Source organism: Peribacillus glennii, from assembly GCF_003429105.1.
Taxonomy (GTDB): Bacteria; Bacillota; Bacilli; order Bacillales; family DSM-1321; genus Peribacillus; species Peribacillus glennii.
In genome coordinates this window covers 23,572-42,317 of sequence record NZ_QVTD01000021.1, presented here as the reverse complement: position 1 = coordinate 42,317, position 18,746 = coordinate 23,572, and the positions used below count along the sequence as shown (strand labels likewise).

The 18,746-nt window shown below is 39.7% G+C and carries 18 protein-coding genes; 6 read left to right on the top strand and 12 right to left on the bottom strand.

Annotation, left to right across the window (positions count from 1 at the left end; translation table 11 throughout):
- Positions 1-263 precede the first annotated feature (263 nt).
- Positions 264-1,160 carry an oxidoreductase gene (locus tag D0466_RS20130; protein WP_117324303.1) on the top strand — a complete coding sequence of 299 codons (897 nt, stop codon included), beginning with the start codon at positions 264-266 and terminating at the stop codon, positions 1,158-1,160.
- A gap of 570 nt (positions 1,161-1,730) precedes the next feature.
- On the opposite strand, the gene D0466_RS20125 is transcribed toward D0466_RS20130, so the two are convergent.
- The gene (locus tag D0466_RS20125) at positions 1,731-2,564 is read right to left on the bottom strand and encodes a LysR family transcriptional regulator (RefSeq protein WP_117324302.1); all 834 of its coding nucleotides are present in this window, start codon (positions 2,562-2,564) and stop codon (positions 1,731-1,733) included.
- 116 nt (positions 2,565-2,680) lie between these two features.
- On the opposite strand from D0466_RS20125, the gene D0466_RS20120 reads away from it, so the two are divergent.
- Complete coding sequence (locus D0466_RS20120) at positions 2,681-3,661, top strand: threonine ammonia-lyase (RefSeq protein WP_117324301.1); 981 nt, start codon at positions 2,681-2,683, stop codon at positions 3,659-3,661.
- A gap of 682 nt (positions 3,662-4,343) precedes the next feature.
- Here D0466_RS20120 and D0466_RS20115 read toward each other — a convergent pair.
- The 6 genes from D0466_RS20115 to D0466_RS20095 all read right to left on the bottom strand — a co-directional run bounded on the left by D0466_RS20115 (position 4,344) and on the right by D0466_RS20095 (position 9,491).
- Complete coding sequence (locus D0466_RS20115; protein WP_117324300.1) at positions 4,344-4,622, bottom strand: DUF2188 domain-containing protein; 279 nt, start codon at positions 4,620-4,622, stop codon at positions 4,344-4,346.
- A gap of 195 nt (positions 4,623-4,817) precedes the next feature.
- Positions 4,818-5,828 (bottom strand): phosphotransferase enzyme family protein, encoded by a 1,011-nt coding sequence (locus D0466_RS20110; RefSeq protein ID WP_117324299.1) that lies wholly within the window; start codon positions 5,826-5,828, stop codon positions 4,818-4,820.
- Between the two features lie 256 nt (positions 5,829-6,084).
- A complete protein-coding gene (gene sigH / locus D0466_RS20105) occupies positions 6,085-6,735 on the bottom strand; it encodes an RNA polymerase sporulation sigma factor SigH (protein WP_233522753.1) in 651 nt (216 codons plus the stop codon).
- A gap of 312 nt (positions 6,736-7,047) precedes the next feature.
- The gene (locus D0466_RS20100; RefSeq protein ID WP_117324298.1) at positions 7,048-7,857 is read right to left on the bottom strand and encodes an Fpg/Nei family DNA glycosylase; all 810 of its coding nucleotides are present in this window, start codon (positions 7,855-7,857) and stop codon (positions 7,048-7,050) included.
- A 150-nt stretch (positions 7,858-8,007) separates the two neighbouring features.
- Positions 8,008-8,199, bottom strand: a complete 192-nt coding sequence (locus tag D0466_RS23505) for a hypothetical protein (RefSeq protein WP_325048747.1) — start codon at positions 8,197-8,199, stop codon at positions 8,008-8,010.
- On the bottom strand, positions 8,196-9,491 hold the full coding sequence (locus tag D0466_RS20095; protein ID WP_325048746.1) for an alkaline phosphatase family protein: 1,296 nt from the start codon (positions 9,489-9,491) through the stop codon (positions 8,196-8,198). Before D0466_RS20095 ends, D0466_RS23505 begins: the two co-directional genes overlap by 4 nt.
- A 251-nt stretch (positions 9,492-9,742) precedes the next feature.
- On the opposite strand from D0466_RS20095, the gene D0466_RS20090 reads away from it, so the two are divergent.
- The 3 genes from D0466_RS20090 to D0466_RS20080 are packed head-to-tail and all read left to right on the top strand — an operon-like array spanning position 9,743 to position 11,038.
- The gene (locus D0466_RS20090; RefSeq protein WP_117324297.1) at positions 9,743-10,477 is read left to right on the top strand and encodes an endonuclease/exonuclease/phosphatase family protein; all 735 of its coding nucleotides are present in this window, start codon (positions 9,743-9,745) and stop codon (positions 10,475-10,477) included.
- A gap of 54 nt (positions 10,478-10,531) precedes the next feature.
- Positions 10,532-10,738, top strand: a complete 207-nt coding sequence (locus D0466_RS20085; protein ID WP_117324296.1) for a hypothetical protein — start codon at positions 10,532-10,534, stop codon at positions 10,736-10,738.
- Positions 10,739-11,038: a glycosyltransferase family protein gene (locus D0466_RS20080; RefSeq protein WP_117324295.1), complete on the top strand. Its 300-nt coding sequence runs from the start codon at positions 10,739-10,741 to the stop codon at positions 11,036-11,038.
- 1,590 nt (positions 11,039-12,628) lie between these two features.
- Here D0466_RS20080 and glsA read toward each other — a convergent pair.
- The 4 genes from glsA to D0466_RS20055 form a co-directional block, all read right to left on the bottom strand.
- The gene (gene glsA / locus D0466_RS20075; RefSeq protein ID WP_233522751.1) at positions 12,629-13,579 is read right to left on the bottom strand and encodes a glutaminase A; all 951 of its coding nucleotides are present in this window, start codon (positions 13,577-13,579) and stop codon (positions 12,629-12,631) included.
- A 415-nt stretch (positions 13,580-13,994) separates the two neighbouring features.
- Positions 13,995-14,207: a hypothetical protein gene (locus D0466_RS20065; protein ID WP_117324292.1), complete on the bottom strand. Its 213-nt coding sequence runs from the start codon at positions 14,205-14,207 to the stop codon at positions 13,995-13,997.
- A 121-nt stretch (positions 14,208-14,328) separates the two neighbouring features.
- Complete coding sequence (locus tag D0466_RS20060) at positions 14,329-14,670, bottom strand: hypothetical protein (protein ID WP_117324291.1); 342 nt, start codon at positions 14,668-14,670, stop codon at positions 14,329-14,331.
- A 315-nt stretch (positions 14,671-14,985) separates the two neighbouring features.
- Positions 14,986-16,167: an iron-containing alcohol dehydrogenase gene (locus D0466_RS20055; RefSeq protein ID WP_117324290.1), complete on the bottom strand. Its 1,182-nt coding sequence runs from the start codon at positions 16,165-16,167 to the stop codon at positions 14,986-14,988.
- A gap of 349 nt (positions 16,168-16,516) precedes the next feature.
- Here D0466_RS20055 and D0466_RS20050 point away from each other — a divergent pair, with 349 nt between their 5' ends.
- Positions 16,517-17,143 carry a LysE family translocator gene (locus D0466_RS20050; protein ID WP_117324289.1) on the top strand — a complete coding sequence of 209 codons (627 nt, stop codon included), beginning with the start codon at positions 16,517-16,519 and terminating at the stop codon, positions 17,141-17,143.
- Between the two features lie 43 nt (positions 17,144-17,186).
- On the opposite strand, the gene D0466_RS20045 is transcribed toward D0466_RS20050, so the two are convergent.
- Positions 17,187-18,524 (bottom strand): amino acid permease, encoded by a 1,338-nt coding sequence (locus tag D0466_RS20045; protein WP_117324288.1) that lies wholly within the window; start codon positions 18,522-18,524, stop codon positions 17,187-17,189.
- Positions 18,525-18,746 lie beyond the last annotated feature (222 nt).

Genomic DNA, 18,746 nt, shown 5'->3' with positions numbered 1-18,746 from the left:
ATCGCTTTTTCAGCAGTTATTTTTATTTCTCTGAACCGCTAGGTCGCTTAATGAATAGATTTTTCCTGCTCCACTCCATCAATTCTTTGTTTCCTGCATGGATTATCCCCCTTATTTTTTTATAAGATAAATATTATCTTATAAAAAGTGTATTCTCCAAAGGAATCTAGTAAGCGAGAGTTAAATTGATTACATATTGGTTCATTTCAGCTTTGTCGCGTAAACTTTAATTAGTAAATAGTAAATTGAAAGGGTGTTTTTAAATGAAAACTGAAAATTTGAAAGGTAGGAAAATCATTGTTACAGGAGCAAATAGCGGCATCGGTTATGAAGCAGTCAAGGTACTTTCAAAAAAAGGTGCTCATATAATCTTAGCTGTGCGAGACGAACAAAAAGGACAAAAATCCGTTGAATCTATACATAAAGAAGTGGAGGAAGCATCTTTAACTTTGATGAAGCTCGACCTAGCGGATTTACAAAGCGTTCGTGATTTTGCAGAGACGTACACTAGTCGATATGAATCTCTAGATATCTTAATCAATAATGCTGGTGTTATGATTCCGCCGTATGAAAAAACAAAGGATGGATTCGAACTACAATTTGGGAGCAATCATTTAGGGCATTTTGCTTTAACTGGTTTATTGCTTCCTTTATTAAAGAAAACCCAAAATTCCCGAGTTGTGACACTTAGCAGCATCGCACATAGAGGAGCTTCTATTGATTTTTACAATTTAGATGGTTCCAATGGATACAAAGCCATGAAATTTTATGGCCAAAGTAAATTAGCAAATTTATTATTTGCTAAAGAATTAGACCAACGATTGAAACAGCATGGCATTTCAACTCTTAGCATCGCATGTCATCCAGGCATTTCCTCCACTAATTTGTTTAAGTTTAGGAAGTCAGAAGCTCCAGCTTTTGTAAAGAAATTGATGCAAATCCTTTTCCAACCGCCAGAAATGGGTGCGCTTCCGACATTGTTCGCAGCGACGGATGCCAGGCTAAATGGTGGAGAGTATATCGGTCCAAACGGAAGAGGCAACCGAAAAGGTCTACCAGCAATAGAGACTCCTGCATCAGGCGTATATAACCAAGAAACAATGAATAGGTTATGGGACGTTTCTGAGGCGTTAACCGGCGTAAAATACGATTTTTCATAAATACATTACAATAATGTTTTCCATCAGTCCTAAATAAAGCGTCATTTAAAAAGCAGTTATTGGATTGATTTTATTGGAATTATCGATAAATTCCGAGAAAAATGGACAATTCTTTCCAAAATTTATATTGCCAAATTTTTTTAAAACACCCTTTTTTAAAAAATTATTCCACAAGACGCGACAGATGGATAAAAACATTGTTTTAACCAACATGTCCTTTCTACCAGGCTCTCTGGCACATACTGCCTTGAAAACACATCGAGATGTTTGAAATGAATGTAACAGCTGACGAAGGCATTTTGTAATGTGAAAATTTTACGCAAAGATCCAGATGAATCGCATTTATAGGCTGCAATTAATTCCGGAAAAATGGAAGTTTTGTTCCTTTTCGTTTTTTTAAAAAAAGGTAATCACTCCCTTGCCATGGGAAAAATGGCTTTGCACGAAGAACAAGCGCACCATGGGAAGGGTGCGCTCAGAAAAACAGGGATATCAGCTATAGAGGAAATTCTGCAACGAATAACATAGAGAAATAATAGGAGGAAATTTTAATTTTCCAACTACTTATTACTAAATCCTTTCGATTAAAGCAAGTAATTTTTTTGAGTAAGAAAATAAAGAGATTTTTCTATTAAAATCCTTATTTTTAAGTGGTATAGCTTTAACACTTTCATCTAAGTTATGGATTGTCATTTTAGGAAGGATTGTTAAACCTACACCGATTTTGACGAGTGATAAAATCGAATCATTTTGACCGACTTCCATGATATTTTCCATAATAATTCCTTGTCGTTTTAAATAATGATCAAGAGATATCCGGATATCACAAGAAAGTGTGGGGAGAATCATATTTTGATTGGTTAAATCACTTAGTGAAACTGATTTAGCCTTTGTTAATGGATTTAAATTAGGAACAATCACATAATAAGGTTCAATAAAAAGTGTATTTACGTAGTCCCTTTCTTCCTCATCTTGTCCAAATCCCACATCAATTTTCCTATCATATAATAAGCTTTTAATTTCATTGCTCGTGTCTGCAACATGAATATTGATTCTATACCCTAAATTATTCAGTTTTTGGACAAGGGCAGGCAAGAAATGGGTAGCTATGCTTGGCAACGCCCCTATATTTACTATTTTCTTCTCTTTTTTTTCTATAAATTTTTGTTTTAATGAGTCTATTTGATTAAGTATTAATTCAGCCTCATTAACAAAAAGCTCCCCATCTTCCGTTAACTTGCAACCGCTTTTATTTCTTTCAAATAACGAAGCTCCAAGTTCATCCTCCAATAATTTTAGTTGTTTTGTTAACGCTGGTTGGGAGATATGGAGAGCTGCTGAAGCTTTATTGATACTTTTTGTTTCGGCAATTTTCATCACATAACTCATTTGTTGCAGATTCAATAGCCGCCCTCCTTATAACTCAATATTATAACGTTATGACTAATATGTATTATCCAACAACAAGGCTTTAAAGTAAAATCCAAAATAAATGTTAATTAAAATAAGGAGTTGATCATTTGAATCTAAGCGAAATTACCTTGCAGGAGATTATTCATGCCCATAAACGGATTAAGCCTTACATACGTCATACACCATTGGAATATAGCGAGAATTTTAGCCGAATTTACAAATCTGATATTCATTTAAAATTGGAAAACCTTCAGGTTACAGGAAGCTTTAAATCGCGGGGATCCTTAAACCGGCTTTTGACTTTAAATGAGAAGGAACGTAAGCGCGGCATTATAGCACCTTCAGCCGGTAATCATGGAATAGGATTAGCTTATGCTGCCAGTAAGTTGAGTGTTCCGGCACATGTTTTTTTACCGAAGGATGCGGATCCAGGCAAGGTGCAAGCATTGGAGGGATATGGCGCCGAATTAACCTTCTTTGATTCTATTGAAGAAGCTAGAATAACCGCTTTATCAGTTGCAAAAGAAAAAGGTTATATCTTTCTATCTGCATATAATGATCCAGCGGTAATTTCGGCCGGTGGCACTGTTGCATTGGAAATTTTAGATGATTTAGCAGACGTGGATACCGTTATTACCTGTATGGGTGGAGGCGGACTAACCGCCGGTATGTGTTTAGCTTTAAAATCAGTCAATCCGAAAATTGAAGTTTGGGGCGTCCAATGTAAAAACAGTCCCACTTTAGCTGTCTGGTATAAAAATGGACAGGGAACCCCAGTCAAATTACATCCATCCATAGCTGAAGGGTTAAGCGGGCCGATTGATCCTGAAACTATTACTTTTCCAATCATCCAAAAACATATCGACCGAATTTTAACGGTGACTGAAGAACAGATTATTGACGCCATCAAGAACATGTTAGCTGTTCAATACATAGTAGAACCCTCCGGAGCTGCAGGGGTTGCCGCTTTAACGCAATGCGGCGAAGAATTAAGCGGGCGTAAAGTGGCCATTGTAGTTACCGGACGGAACATTTCATGGTCACGGTTAAATTCCTTAGTTGGCGATACTCATACTGTAATCCAATAATGAAAAGAAACGGTGTTCAAAAGTCCTCTTTCCAAAAATATCGGGATTGAGGACTTTTAATTATGTCACGTATCTCTTCCCAAAGAGTAGAGTTACATTCAAGGAAATGATCGATTATTTATAAAAAGTAATCAGCAAAAACGCCTGCACATTCTGCAAACATCACGCCTAAATCTAAAACGGTCGTCATCACGCCGCCTTCGTTCATTATCAATTCTTCTTAAAAGGTTATTCCTTCTGAATCGGGCTTCATCTTCGAGCAAGTCCTCTTCGAACAGGTCATCTTCCAACCTAATCCGGCGTCTAAAACGGTTATCTTCGAAGCGGTCTTGATCATCTTCAAAGCAATCATCTTCAAATCTCCTTCTGAAACAACATGCACACACTTCGCTTCTTCGCTTCTTCCCCCCTTTCACCTGAATAACTACAGTGTACGAAGGAAGAGACATGCCTGAAACGGCTATAATCTAATAGTAAATACCTATTTCTGTCATAAAACGATAGCTATAAACTTATTTTTATAGTTTCTCCCTCCGGGTTAATAAAAGGTTGTTAAACGACCTGCGGCTGAATGGCTTGGCACTATATGTTAGCTTTTGATTATTAGCATTCTCGATAGAATGGCAGGACCTTTTCAATAAAAAAATAACCCGGAAAGAAAATTTTTCCGGGTTACTTTTTATTATTCCTGATAATTGTGTTGTTCCTCGATCTTTCCATCTTCATCATGGATAATGGCCATCGTTTCTGCTTCCTCTGCCATTCTTTTTGCTTCCTTTACAGCTTCGGACTTTGAATCACTGGTATAGCCGGGTTCATCCTCACCTTCGGTCTTGACAGCCCAGCCTTCCTCATCATGAGGGACAACATGGAATCTGGCATCGTCTGTGCCTGCGCGTTCTTTAAAATATTCGTCGCGTTCACCGTGATTGCTTCCATTGTCGTTCTTCTTTTTCTCCATTAGAATACCTCCCCTGTTTCTTCATAAAATCGGATACTTATCATTACCCGATTACTAGGGAGGGAAACATTAAGACGGTTCCTATGAATTCTGTATTTTATTGTATCTGAAGGAAGGTCTGTTGGTACTGATTTTGATTGAACTTCTCGTTTTCTTTAGGGGAAGGTTAGTTCACAATTGGCAGGATCCAGGAATTTACACTTTAAATGTTTTCAAATAATCCTGCGCAATTTTTACTGTTTCCATCGTATATGCCCTGCCCATTTTTTGGGTTGTTTCATTATTTCGGCTGCCTATCCAGGAAATCAGCATCAATCTTCTCATCATAATAAATGTAGGTATTTCCTGCTGTTCTTGTTTAGAAAGTGGGCGTACCTTACGATATCCCCGTAACCAGGAATGGATTAGTCCCGGAACGAAGGCTTTATGTTCAATAAAACTTAATGAAGCAGCAAGATCAAATAGATACCAGCCAAACCCGCAATCATCAAAGTCAATCACCTTGATTCTTTGGCCTTCTATAATGAAGTTAGCCAGGCGTATGTCAGCATGGATCATGCCAAATTTGTTTCGTCCCTTGCCGAACCTTTCCAATCTTTGCTTGATGGTATCTGACACTTGTTGAAATAGAGCTGCCCGTTCTTGAGTGATTCCTATGCCATCCTGCCATCTTCCCCACTTGGGATTTTGCCCCAATATTGTTTCAAAATCCCAGAAAGGGCGTTGAAAGCCTTCCGTTTTGCTCCAATTTATACTATGTTCATGCAGTTGGGCAGTTATTTCCCCTAGCTTTTCAAAATGCCTGATTAATTCGCTTTCTGTTTCTTCATCCGGGGGGTCGCCTTTTAAAAAGGTAAACATTGTACAGTAATATTCTTGGGGATCATTTTCAAATGTAATGGTTTGAATATATTCCCCTTTTTTATTAGGAACAGGTAAATGAACTTCGATGGATGTGTTGGCATGGATTGTATTCAGCCAGACAAGTTCACTTTCGATTTCAGGCTTAGTATGGTACCCCGGTCGGCTTGCCCTCAGTATATATTTATTGCTGCAATCCTCGACTAAATATGTAGCATTTTCGGAATAATTAAGCAAACGGAGCTTCGGTGCTGATAAACCAGGGTAGAATTCCAGTGCCTGAATGGCAATTCGGTCATACAAGTTCAAAAAGCCTTTCCAATCAGCTTTGTTTGGTATGCTCATAAAATCCCCCCTATCATCTTTAATCAGCAGGTCTAATCTTATTTAATCATTTCGCACAGCTATTCGGATACCATAAATTTACCGAAGGACTATTTAAATCCTGAAAAGGAGCAACTGTCAGCAATTCCTCGCTTTTTGGTATATTTAGTACGGCTATATATCTACCCCTCCCATTTGGCTTCTCAGGACAAGTAAAATAAGCCCAGTCCATCAACTGGGCTCTTTCTCTTATGATCAATCTTTTCTGTTTACCAACTCAGTACACAATCTCCCGCATCTCGAGATACCGTTCCAATTTCCTTTTCACCCGCTGAAGGGCATTGTCAATCGACTTTACATGCTTGTCAAGTTTTTCGGAAATTTCTACATAGGACTGTCCATCCATGTAAAGGGACAATACTTTTCTTTCTAAATCACTCAGCATCTCTGCCATTTTCAACTGTACATAGTCGGAATTCTCCTGGTTAATAAGCAAAGAAATGGGATCCGTAACTTTTGTACAGGATATCACATCCATAAGCGTATGGTCGGAATCGTCTTCAAATAGTGGCTTGTCCAGGGAAATGTAGGAATTCAGAGGGGTATGCTTTTGACGGGTTGCTGTTTTGATCGCGGTTATGATTTGCCTGGTAATGCAAAGCTCGGCAAAAGCCTTAAAAGAGGTTAGTTTATCCTCTCTAAAATCCCGGATCGCTTTATACAGTCCAATCATCCCTTCCTGGACAATATCCTCCCTATCTCCACCTATTATAAAATATCTGCTCGCTTTCGACTTGACAAAATTCCTATATTTGTTGATCAATAAGTTTGCTGCTTCATGGTCCCCTTGGCGGACCAATTCTACCAACTGCTCATCTTCTACTATCGCGCGGTTTTCCAACTTTTCTATCCACAAGCTTACACTCACTTAAAATCCCCCCGCTTGTTTAGGCTAAGTTTTGCCGTTTAGTCTTTAGCCACCATATGTTTTTCTATTAAGTGATTATCAGAGATACTTATTATATTACCTTAGATTTCACATTTAAGATATTCGCAAATATCGACTTTTGTTTACATATCATTCTAAAATTCTCAAAAAATCAACGTGGTTTTTTGAGAATTTTGACTCAAAGGCACCTCGAAAACGAGATTTTTGTCGTTTTTCCTTCTTTTTTCTTTTCCGCAAAGTAAAAAAATTATTCGTGGGGATATAGTTTTTTGGTATTGACTTTAGCCTAAGCTATTCCTGGCAGCCTGGGCAAAAAAAGGATTTACGCGAAGAAAGGTCCTTTCTTTGGATGACGTTTCGGCATCTTTTGCATGGCTGGTTTTCTCGCAAGTAAACGAGAAAATGGTCATTATATGCCCCGGTTTTTCTATCATTCGCATACAAGGGATAATCCATATACCCCCCTATATGAATGGCGTTTTCCAATACGGGTTTAATTGCTTCAAATAACCTATGTATCTGCTCCCCTGTTAATTGTTGTACCTTATTCTCGGGCTTCAACTGAGCTTTAAAGCATATTTCGTCTGAATAACAGCTGCCAATTCCTGCAATAAATTTAGGGTCTATTAAAACGGATTTCAGAATTCCCCTTTTTTTGCTGATTCTTCCTTGAAAATCCTCAAATCCAAAGGCTGGATCAAGCGGTTCAGGGCCCAACTCTCCCAGTTTCTTATTCAGTTCCTCCGTTGATAGTATGTGTAGATAGCCGAGACGGAGGCCAAGAAAGAATAGTTGCATTTCTCCGAACGAAAGGATTATCTGCTTTTTACGGTTAGGATTAATCTTTTCATTTCCGATAAATAGCCAGCCCCCAATCATTAAGTGAAGCAGCAGGTTTTCTCCAGAAGCTAATTGAAAAATTAAAAATTTCCCCCTTCTGGTTATCCCGGTAATACGATTTCCCTGCAGGCGGGAAGCGAATTCATGTACAGGCAAATTGATCGATTTCTGCCTATGAATTTCGACTAATGTAATTTCCTTACTGACCAGATGGGGGCTTAACACTAAACGGTACCTTTCCAGCTCGGGAAGTTCTGCCATTCCAAAGCTCCTCCTTATTGTTGGATTCATGATTAATATGATTGCCATTAAGAAATAGCCGATTGGCCTGATGAAATGGATGTAAGGCTGCCGGGTTCAGTTTCCAGCAGCCTTCGTGATTGTCTGGAGACTTCACCTAAAATAAATGCTTTAATATACTAATGACAATATCCAGCTTTTTAAGTCGACCATACGCAAGTGTTCTGGAACTGTCTTAGTCCCGGTTATAATGATCGGCACTAACGTATCTTGTTCATGCAAACCCCCATGACCTGCCCCGCCAAGATGTACGGGAGAGCCTTCTCCGATTATTTCATGACCTGGTTTTGCGCTCGCAATCAAAAATTCGCCTTTATGCGAAAATATACAGCTATAAAGCCTCGCCAGCGCATCCGGATAAGCGCCATATTTAATCTCTTTTCCGCACACTGTAAGATCCAATAATTTTCATCGCCTTGAAGAAACCATGATTGCTCGTATTGATCATAGTACTCTCCTTCTGGCCCAAAACGGAGCTCACCCCCAGTCTCCCCTGACCTAACCTCGATATGCCGGCCTTCTTTCCAGGCAATCACATCAATCCGATTGTCTTTCTGCAATAGCACCGCAAGCTCATGCAGAGGCACATTCTCTCTATTCATTGTGTATATATAGGCCATCCTGTCATTTACAGCGAGGACTATCTCGTCTGTAGGCTGCAACCCTTTGGACAGTTGCATAATACGATACCTTTCCAATAATTTACGTAAATCAATGATAGCTTCCCTTCGTTCGGAACCTACCCAGGCCTGTCCATTATCTCCTAAAATGATCCACGTATTTTGTTGCAACGCTTTTTCCCAAGACCCATATAAATTAAGTATCTTTTGCAGGTGTTTGTCAGCCTTTTCTATTCCCTTTATATCCATCCGCCCACTTTTATGGATTCTTTGATCAAGTTCAGGCAGGTAAACGATTGAAAATGCAGGAAGGGAATTGTGATTGATTAAATGTGTTAGTTGTAAAATAGATGAAGCATCATTAACCCCTAGCTTTTTCCAGAAATGTTGATAACGGTTCGAAGGGTGTAATTTCGAAAACCGTCCAAAGGAGAAAAATTTAGAAGCCTTTGCTGGATGGTTTTTATCAATGTTCGTAAATGTTGTTAATATCATTGGCAAGTTTAGCGGATGGGCTGTAGGGCCGCGATAAACAAGAGCATTGATCGAGGCTGATTGCCTGCCTCTTTTCTCCAGTTCCTCATGTATGGTTACCACTTTATTGCTTATGTGCTTCTCATTCAAATTGAACAAGAAATCCTCTATTGCTTGCACCATCCCAAGCTTGAATAGTTCACGGTAATGGGTGCCATAATTAATGAGCCGGTTTTCTTCACTGCTGAACCAGACTAATCCGGGAATGCCGTGCTGATTGCAATAAGTTCCCGTTAGAAGGGTCGTTTCCACATTTACGGACATCGTTGGAAAGGGAGCGACGAGATTACGGAAGTATTGGCCATTTTCCATTAAGAATTTCAATGCTGGTGCCTTGCCGGTTTTTATTGCTTCCTGTAATGGTGAATGCATTAAAGTATCGATGACAAGCATGACCACAGGTTTCCCATGTGACTCATTTTGTTTGAATACATTTGCCAATTTCGGTTCACCCTTCTCTATTTGGTTATACCTTTAATATTTTCTTAAAACCGGAATCTAATGACCCTCTCTATCTATTTTCTTTATCTCCCCAATAACCGGTAAGAGTTTTAATTCCCGGAAGTCCGGGCAACATTTAGATTAGAAAATAGAGACGGAACTCTATATAAAGTTTCCCTGATAGGAAAAGATATTAAAGAATTTTATTAGCCGGGAATCTGTTTCCGGTCATTCAACAGGGGTGTGGAAAAATGCAGGTAAAGGTTATGACGTTTAATATACACCAGGGCAGAGGTGCAGAGGGAAAACTCAATTTACAGAGGATCAGCAATATCATAAGAACTACTGACGCGGATATAATTGGCCTAAATGAGGTAGATAGATATTTCTCGGAACGAAGTGAATTTCTGGATCAGGCTCGTTATCTGGCAGCAGAGCTTCAAATGGAATATGTATACGGCCCTGCAATTACAATTGAAACTCCTGGAGCAAGGAAGCAACGCGAATTTGGAAATGCATTGCTTACGCGCTTTCCCATTGTCCATTCCCATAATCATCCGTTTGATTTTTTACCAAGTTTGGTGGAAGACCGGGCAATGCTGGAAGTCAAACTGAACGCAGGACATATTGAAGTATCAGCCTTTGTCACCCATCTAAGCCTTGCACCTTTTCTTCACAAAAAACAATCAGCTTTTATCCTTGATGTAATAGATAAACAGGCTGGGCCTGCCTTCATAATGGGCGATTGGAATATGACCCCCTCTTCAAGGACCTGGAGGAACGTAACGAAACGATTGACGGATGTTTGGACAGAAAACCTCGAAGATTCAGGTGGATACACTTTTCCATCTAAACGTCCTTTCAGAAGGCTGGACTATATTTTTACTACGAAAGAAATCGGAGTCATTGAATCAAAAGTAGTTACTTTAGACAAGCTGGCTTCAGACCATTTGCCTTTATTGGCAACATTAAAAATTGGGTTGTAATGTATGTTTCTGGTTTCTTTACTCTTTTTACCTAGCGCAAAGGAAGGAGAACTCATGAGACCGTTAATTCTATCGATCAATTTGCTAAGAATCAGACTACATATCGTTACGAAAATAGGTAACAATAAAAATTTTCATTTTTATGTGTTATGCGGAACAAATCAAACATTATATCAACGGATTGCAAAGCTCAAGAAAAACAACATCACTGCGATGGGGTATATAGATTCCAGGGAAAAAATGAATGCCCTTTACGACTAGATGGATGGAATTGTGACAAAACCCGGAGGAGTCACAATCAGTGAATGTCTATTCAAGCGAAAACCAATTTTCATTTATCATTCGTTACCGGGGCAGGAAGAAATTAATATACAAAAGCTTGAAAAATCAGGGCTAATCATTTCACTCCAACATTGGAGAGAAGACGAACTATCATTAGAAGCGCAATTAAGTAAATTTTATATGGATAACACCCATTTCAAAAGATATAAGGGGATTATTAATGATTACCATAAAGATATTATTGAGAAAACTCCCACACAAATTTTGGAAGAAATCTAAAAAAAGAAACAATCGTATTTGGAGACGAATTGGTGATTGTTACGATACGCTTGAAGCTTCATTCAATAAAATATACAAATATGGCTGCTATTATTTAAAAAAGAGAATTTGACTTATTACTTGCGAAAGGAAACTGTGCTGGAAATCCCCGTTTTGTATGTTGCCCTGGGAGATTCGCTCACATCGGAGTAAGGGCTTCCACCCATGACCAATCATTAACAGCCAACTTTTCAATAAAACGCAAAACACTGCCGGTATTCTAGGGTTAAGCAGCGGGGATTTATCTCATTTTCTTAGCGATTTCAAAACACCGATTTATTAACTAGAGCCACTGGTGTTGAAGGCTGGTGATACGGTTATAACTCGATAAATTATGCCAATTTATATTTATCCAAAAATACATATTTAATGAGATGGTCCTCACTTTGCAGGCTCACTCATGAATAGAAATCGTAAAGTAAAGTGGAAAAAGAGTAGCTAAGAATACAAGACGGTAATGATACCTAGGATAAGAAAGATTATTTAAGCTCCATATTAAGATAGAATTGTAATAAAGGAAGTAGCAATGCAAAAGGAATGCTAACAGGGTATAGGTAGAGGATGAAAAAAACTTAGGGGATAGTATAATCGCAGCTGGATTTGGGGCACTAAAGAACACTCGTTTAAAGGTAGTGACATATTAAACCTTAATAACATGAACACAATGCAAATTTCTGCGTTTTTCGATGGATTAAACTGTTTGCTGAAGATCTGTTTTTATACCTGGCTTATCCTTGCGGCCTTGACCCTTAAAGGGTTTAGTTCTTGGATCTCGTCATCTTTTTGAACCCTTAAAGAAATTGGATATTGGAAACGCACCTTCAAGTCACCAGGAAAAATTTCATTTTCTGCGAATGCCTTGAATATCCGTCCAGTGGGAAGGAAAAGTTTCGGCCGCTATATGCCTCCTTAGTTGATATACATCGAGAAGGAAAGAAAATATTCTTGTCTTTAATTGAACCTTCAACTTTAATAGTTTTTTACAACTAGTGTGATGAGGATATCATATCCCCTGGAAAAAAATCTGTTCATATTGCTTAGTTGCCTAGTAGTTCTTACATAATCCAGAAATATTACTCCTCTTCCTTTATGTTAGTATAGTGAACCTAGATGTCTGTTACTTAAATCTATGAGAAGGAGCTTAATCTTTTATCCATAGGCCTAAAAAGCCCAGCCAAGTAACATAACTATTTGAATGTAATCTGCAAAGTCATCATGATCGGATTATGGGCCATCATTATTTCCACATTTGTAGCCCGATACTCTTGTTTCAATCATTGTCCAAAAGCTATCCCTTCTGTTTCATCTCCATCGATGCCCTGCAGATTAAACTCCTTAATCAAAATTGCTGTTTCTTGAAAGATACTCCCTGCCTTGACCAGTCAAGTAATCATAAGAAGATGAAACAACTGACCAACAATCGGCACAATAACTGTTTTCGGTGGTTGCATACTCTATTTCCTTAGGCCTCTTGCAAATCGAACAGATCATTGGCGTGCTCCTTACACTTTTTTTAGAAGTATACCCAGTTTAGGCATTAATATACTTCACTCATGTATTAAACATGCTTAATGAATATTTTTTTGCCATCATTTCCAAGAGTTTGATGCCTGCAATGCTGTTTCCCTTATCGTCCAGCGCGGCGCCGTATATACCGATGCCGCATTTTCCGGGTACAGCTCCCAAAATCCCTCCTGATACGCCGCTTTTGGCAGGAATGCCAACATTAATGGCAAATTCGCCTGACGCATTATACATTCCGCAGGTAACCATGAAGGTTTTGCAGATACGTGCAATATCTTCGGGTATGATTTGTTTCTCTGTCATAACGTCTTTGCCGTTCATGGCAAAGATACAGCCAATCCTCGCCAAATCTTTGCAGTCCATCTCGATCGCGCATTGTTTTGTGTAAAGCTCCATCAAGTCTTCCACATCTTCATTAATCACTCCATGCTGCTTTAAGAAGTAACTCAACGAGCGATTCAAGTCTGCTGAATCATACTCAGAGCGGGCGATTTCTTCATTAACACCGATATCCTGATTTTGTGCCATGTCCCGTACAAACTGTAAGATCCGGCTAAAACGTTCATCCACACTTTTGCCGACAATCATATGGGTTACCGTTAAAGCCCCTGCATTGATCATAGGGTTTAATGGCTTGGAAGGCGTGTTTGTTTCCAGCTTTGCAATAGAATTAAACGGATCGCCTGTCGGTTCCTTCCCTACATAGGAAAATACATGCTCCTCACCCTTTTCCAATAACGCCATAGCCAATGTCAGAACCTTGGAAATACTTTGGAGGGTTAGTTTATCGCTGACGTCACCGGCGCAATAGCCCTTTCCGTCCGGATAGGAAATCGCTACTGACAAATCATCCCTCCTGGCCTGTTTGAGTGCCGGGATATAGTCAGCCACTTTTCCCTGTTTTGTGTATGTTTTCGCTACATCAACTAATTCCTGCAATTCTTCATTTGATTTGCAATGGCTTACCAAACCGCTCACCCTTTGCTATTTTTACATTAATTCCCGCTTGGACCTTCAGAAGCAGTCCCTTTATATATTTACCATTTCCTAGGGGAGTTATTTGCAATGCATCAAATAAAGAAAATAAATAAAAATTTGAGAAGGATTTTATGCCTACTTCAAAGTACTTGTCCACATGATCGTGAAGATGAACGTAATGGCAACCAGACAAAGAGTATAGCAATGATTATTGAAGAACTTTTTTACATCAAGCATATCGGGAGCCTCCTATCGGTTATACTCATAGGTATGTCCACTCATGCGAGAATATGAAAAAAAAACACCTTTCTGGACGCGCAGAGCTGTCCGAATGATGTTTTTTGAATTCGACCTATTTAATTGTTTACCCGAAACCTAATCTTTACCCTTCCACTTCTTGTGATAAACGCTGAAACTATAATTTATCTTCAATTGTTTCGATAATCTCGTCAATCGTATCTGACACATCATTTGTCCGTCTTGCAATGGCAATGCTAAACTCAAGCAATTCTTTATATGAGGCGACCGGGATCATCGTATTTGTTTTTTCATAATCATTCAGCTGGAGACCAATGTTCTGTAGAATCATTAGGACCTCTTCCAAAGACCCTTTTTCTATTTTATACATTTAATTTCCCCCTAATAATGTATTACTTATATTTATCGGGGATTTAGCCAAATAATGCAATGGAAATTTTTACCGAAATATGTGTATATTTCCGAAAATGTTTTTTGAGTATCTTGATCCCTTACTCCTTCGCGCGAATTTCGGTTATTGTACCATCATCGAATTGAATGAATGCTTTCTCCCCAATTTCGAAGTCCAGGTATCTTTCGCAATCTACAACAAGTATCCGGTCATTACTGAACTTCATTGCACAAGTCGGCCCATCAGCTTTGGCATTCACGTTTTCGACCTCCTGCGTTTTAACTCCGGTCACCTTTCCTGAACCATCTGCAGAGTAATATTTTTCGATGATCGTCACTTCCTGCTGAATGCTTCCCGATCTCCCCAGCCAAATGAATAACAATATGGCCAACACTGCAAGCAAGAAGAGCAAGGTGAAGATTTTTGATTTTATTGTAACCACATTGGCCTCTCCTTTATATGTAGTTTTACTATCCAAGTATGTATGTATGGAAAGGGTGATATATGACAAATATGCTATATATCCAAGTTTGCCAGCTCCACATTTCAACAAATCAAAATTATAACAACCCTCTCCACCGACGTGCAAACGAGCAGGCAGCAATTCACGAAAAACACTAAAATATTCACAAGCAGCCGATTTCTTGCTAGTTCTTTATACACCTTATTTTCTTTAGATTAACCTAAAAAGCCCCGAATAAGGCCTAATAGGTATGTCTAATAATCGGGTGATGTCAGGTATAAGTATGTCAGTGAATTATATGGGTTCTGCAATATTGCCTTCAAAAGCTGATTGATAAATCGCCCTGATATCTTCAATTTCAAGCTTTAATGGGCTTCTTGCCAAAAGTCTTGTTTGTTTTATTGCATCCCCTGCCAGTCTTTCCAAGGCAGCTTGCGGAATATCGAATCCCCCTAATGTGCCAGGTATGCCCACATCCGCCACAAGCCTTTTTAATTCAGCTACACATCTTAAACTTGCCTCTTTCTGAGAAAAATAAGCAGAATTGCCGCCAAGCGCATTCAAAATATCTGCCATCTTTTTTGTGCAGCTTTTGCGGATGTAGCCCATAACATAGGGCAGGAGAACTGCATTTGAATCACCATGAGCCAGGTGGAATTGCCCTCCCAGTGGGTAAGCGAGTGCATGAACACCCGCGACCCCAGCATTAAAAAAGGCTAGTCCAGCAATATAGCTTCCCTGGCTCATATCTATACGGGCTTCTTTATCTTTTCCGTCGTGGACCGCCCTGCGGATAGATCGGCTGATTAACCTGATCGCCTGAAGTGCCAGGCCATCTGTGATTGGGCTCGCATTCACAGATACATATGCTTCAATGGCATGTGTCAAAGCATCGATTCCCGTAGCCGCTGTTACTTTCGGGGGAACAGAAACTGTAAGCTCCGGGTCTACAATGGCCGCGTCAGCCAATAAATAATCATGTGCTATAACATCCTTCGTGTTCTCCAATGAAAGAACGGAAATGTTGGTCACTTCCGATCCGGTTCCTGATGTGGTTGGAATCAATAATTTGGGCAGCCCTTTATGTATGATCCTTTTGGTTCCGGTCAAATTTAAGTAATCCGACACATTTCCGTCATGGGCCGCCAATACTGCCGCCAGCTTTGCCAAATCAAGCGCGCTTCCTCCACCCAGACCGACAACTAAATCATAGTTTTTCTGCTTTATAAAGGATACCAGCTTCTCTGCGATTTCAATGGGCGGCTCAGGAATGACCTCGGTATAAACTTCAACCGTATATCCTCCTTCCAAAAGCGGATTCTTCACTTTTTCAGTCAGCCCAATGTCTTCCAGGGCTGGGTCGGTCACAACCAAAATGCGGGAAACATCATATTTTTTCACTTCTGGAACGAGCTGTTTTAAAGAACCCCAACCTACATGGGTTAATGGGTTGAAAACGATTGTATTAATAGGCATTTCACAAATCCTCCTGTTAGTAATGAAAAGTAACCTATTATATTAATTCGTTTATTTTATTGAAAATCCTGTTATGCCCAGAAAAAACAAAAAGACGCCTGGCAAAAATACCGGCGTCTTTGATGCGTACCTGCGGCGAAGGACCATTTGGCCACATCCAAACGTTTAGCATGAAAGCTTGTCTTTCGTCTTATGCAAGTTAGCTCATCGCTATATGAATATAACATCTTTCAAGCACAAAAACAACCCTTTTTTCCGTTTGTCCATTTCGCCCATATTTTTGTAGTACAGGCAATGGTCAGTGAATAAAATGGTACGAGCAACATTCCAAATGAGGTGAAAATAAGATATGCACATTTTAATCGGTTATATTTTTTTAGGATTATCCCTGGCCGCCCCGATTGGCCCAATCAATGCAGCACAACTTGACCGCGGCATTAAAAATGGATTCTGGAATGCCTGGGTATTGGGACTTGGAGCTGCCCTTGCGGACGGAATTTATATGATCCTCGTTTATCTCGGCGTAGTCCATTTTCTTGAAACGCCTTTTATGAAGACCTTTCTGTGGCTATTTGGTTTTTTCGTCCTCACCTACACCGGAATCGAAAGCATGATTAGTGCCGGCAAAATAGCAGCGGATGAAAGACGAAATAAAGAATCTTTACTTAAATCCTTTTTTTCCGGGTTTTTCATGTCAATTTCAAACCCTTTGACGATTTTGTTTTGGCTAGGCATTTTTGGGTCGGTTTTGGCTAATGCCTCTGCCAAATATGATTTCAACCAACTGCTGCTCTTTAGCGGCGCAATTTTCCTAGGCATATTTATTTGGGATTTTTCAATGGCTTTCATGGCAAGCACTGCAAGAAGGTTTTTAACCCCTTCCATTTTAAAAATCATTTCCATGGTTTCGGGATTATCACTGATCGGATTCGGCATCTATTTCGGAATCCAGGCAGCAAAGGTATTCCTGTCGTGAAACAGGTCCAGTCATTTATTGGTGCGTATGAATCGTTGGGGATTTAGGATTCATTTGTTTTCCATTTTCGCCTCATAATTAGAGTCGCAATAGCTATCGCACTAAGAAAGCCCAAAGATATAAAAAAACCTGGCCTGCTGGATTTTTCTAGCAAAGTCCCTGAGATGGCGAGCAAAATGAACAAGAGCCCAATCCACCGCTTGAATTTATCCCATGATTTAAGCTTCATTAGTTTATTAAAGGAAAAAAGAATGAACATCCATGTATATAAAAGCATTAATCCAGCGGCTGTGGTTATGTGTTCATAGATTTTATCAGGCAATAGCAGGGACAGCACAATTGATACAGCAAGGCCGCCTGCAGTCACCCCCAGCGATGGCACTGATACTTTGAATTTTGTTTTTTTGGAGAAAAAAATAGGGGCATCGCCATTTTCCGAAAGCGTAGCCAATATGTTGGTTACCGCGAACAAGGAAGCTACCATCGTCGAAAAGCCTGCGATGATGAGTATTCCGTTAAAAACATGCGGCACAAAAGCAAGGTGGTAATCACTCAGAGCAATCACAAAAGGGCTTTCCTTTGTATTGAATGTAGTCCACGATACCAAGAGAATCGCCAGCCCCACGGAAATTACATATATGATTGCCAATAACATAAGCATGATCTTTCCGGCTTTGGGGCCGTCTTTTGGCTCTTTAAGATTCGTGGCCATCAAACCCATGATTTCAATTCCGCCAAATGTGTAAAATGCATAAATCAAAGATGCCCAGAGTCCCGTCATGCCCGTAGGAAAGAGCGATTGGTAGTCCATCGTTACATCCGGTCTTTTTCCATGATTGCCGAATACTCCGAATAGAGCTAAGGCCGCAATCACGATAAACATAAGAATCCCAAGTATTTTAATTACCGCCATCACATTTTCCACTTTTTCGAAGCCTTTCGTTCCCAAGAAAACGACCAAAAGCCCAAGCACTGCATAAATCGTTGCCATAAGCCATAAGGGCATGTGCGGAAGCCAGTATCGGGTAAACAAACCAAGGGCGGTCAACTGGCTGCCCATGATCAAAGTTTCTGAAGACCAATATACCCAGCCGTTGCTGAAACCTGCCCAATTGCCGTAGGCATGTTTGGCATAGACGAAAAAGGAGCCTTTCTCCGGATGCTCGGCCGTAAGCCTTGCAAGGGCGTCAAACACTACATATGTTGCGAAGGCAGCCACAAGGAAAGCAAGCAATATCGAAGGTCCGGCTTTTTTTAAGCCGATTCCGGATCCAAGGAAAAATCCGGTTCCAATTATACAGCCGACTCCCAAAAGTGAAAGCTGCCACCATTTTAAGTTGCCTTTATCAGACCCGCAGGCCTGGTCTTTTTCCGAAGCCATGAAAAATAATCCCCCTACAACATGATTTTCGGTTAGTTTAAGGAGAATGGAACCCTATTATGTATGGGCTGAAAGGTACAATTTTCCTTGCCTGCACCAAGTATCTGATGAGTAAAACGGGGAAATATTTATGTATAACTTAGGTTTTCGCGAAGAAATCTCCCCCCTCCAAACAAACCCATTATATTGGAAGAGGAATCAGATTGTTCTCTTTTAGAGTCA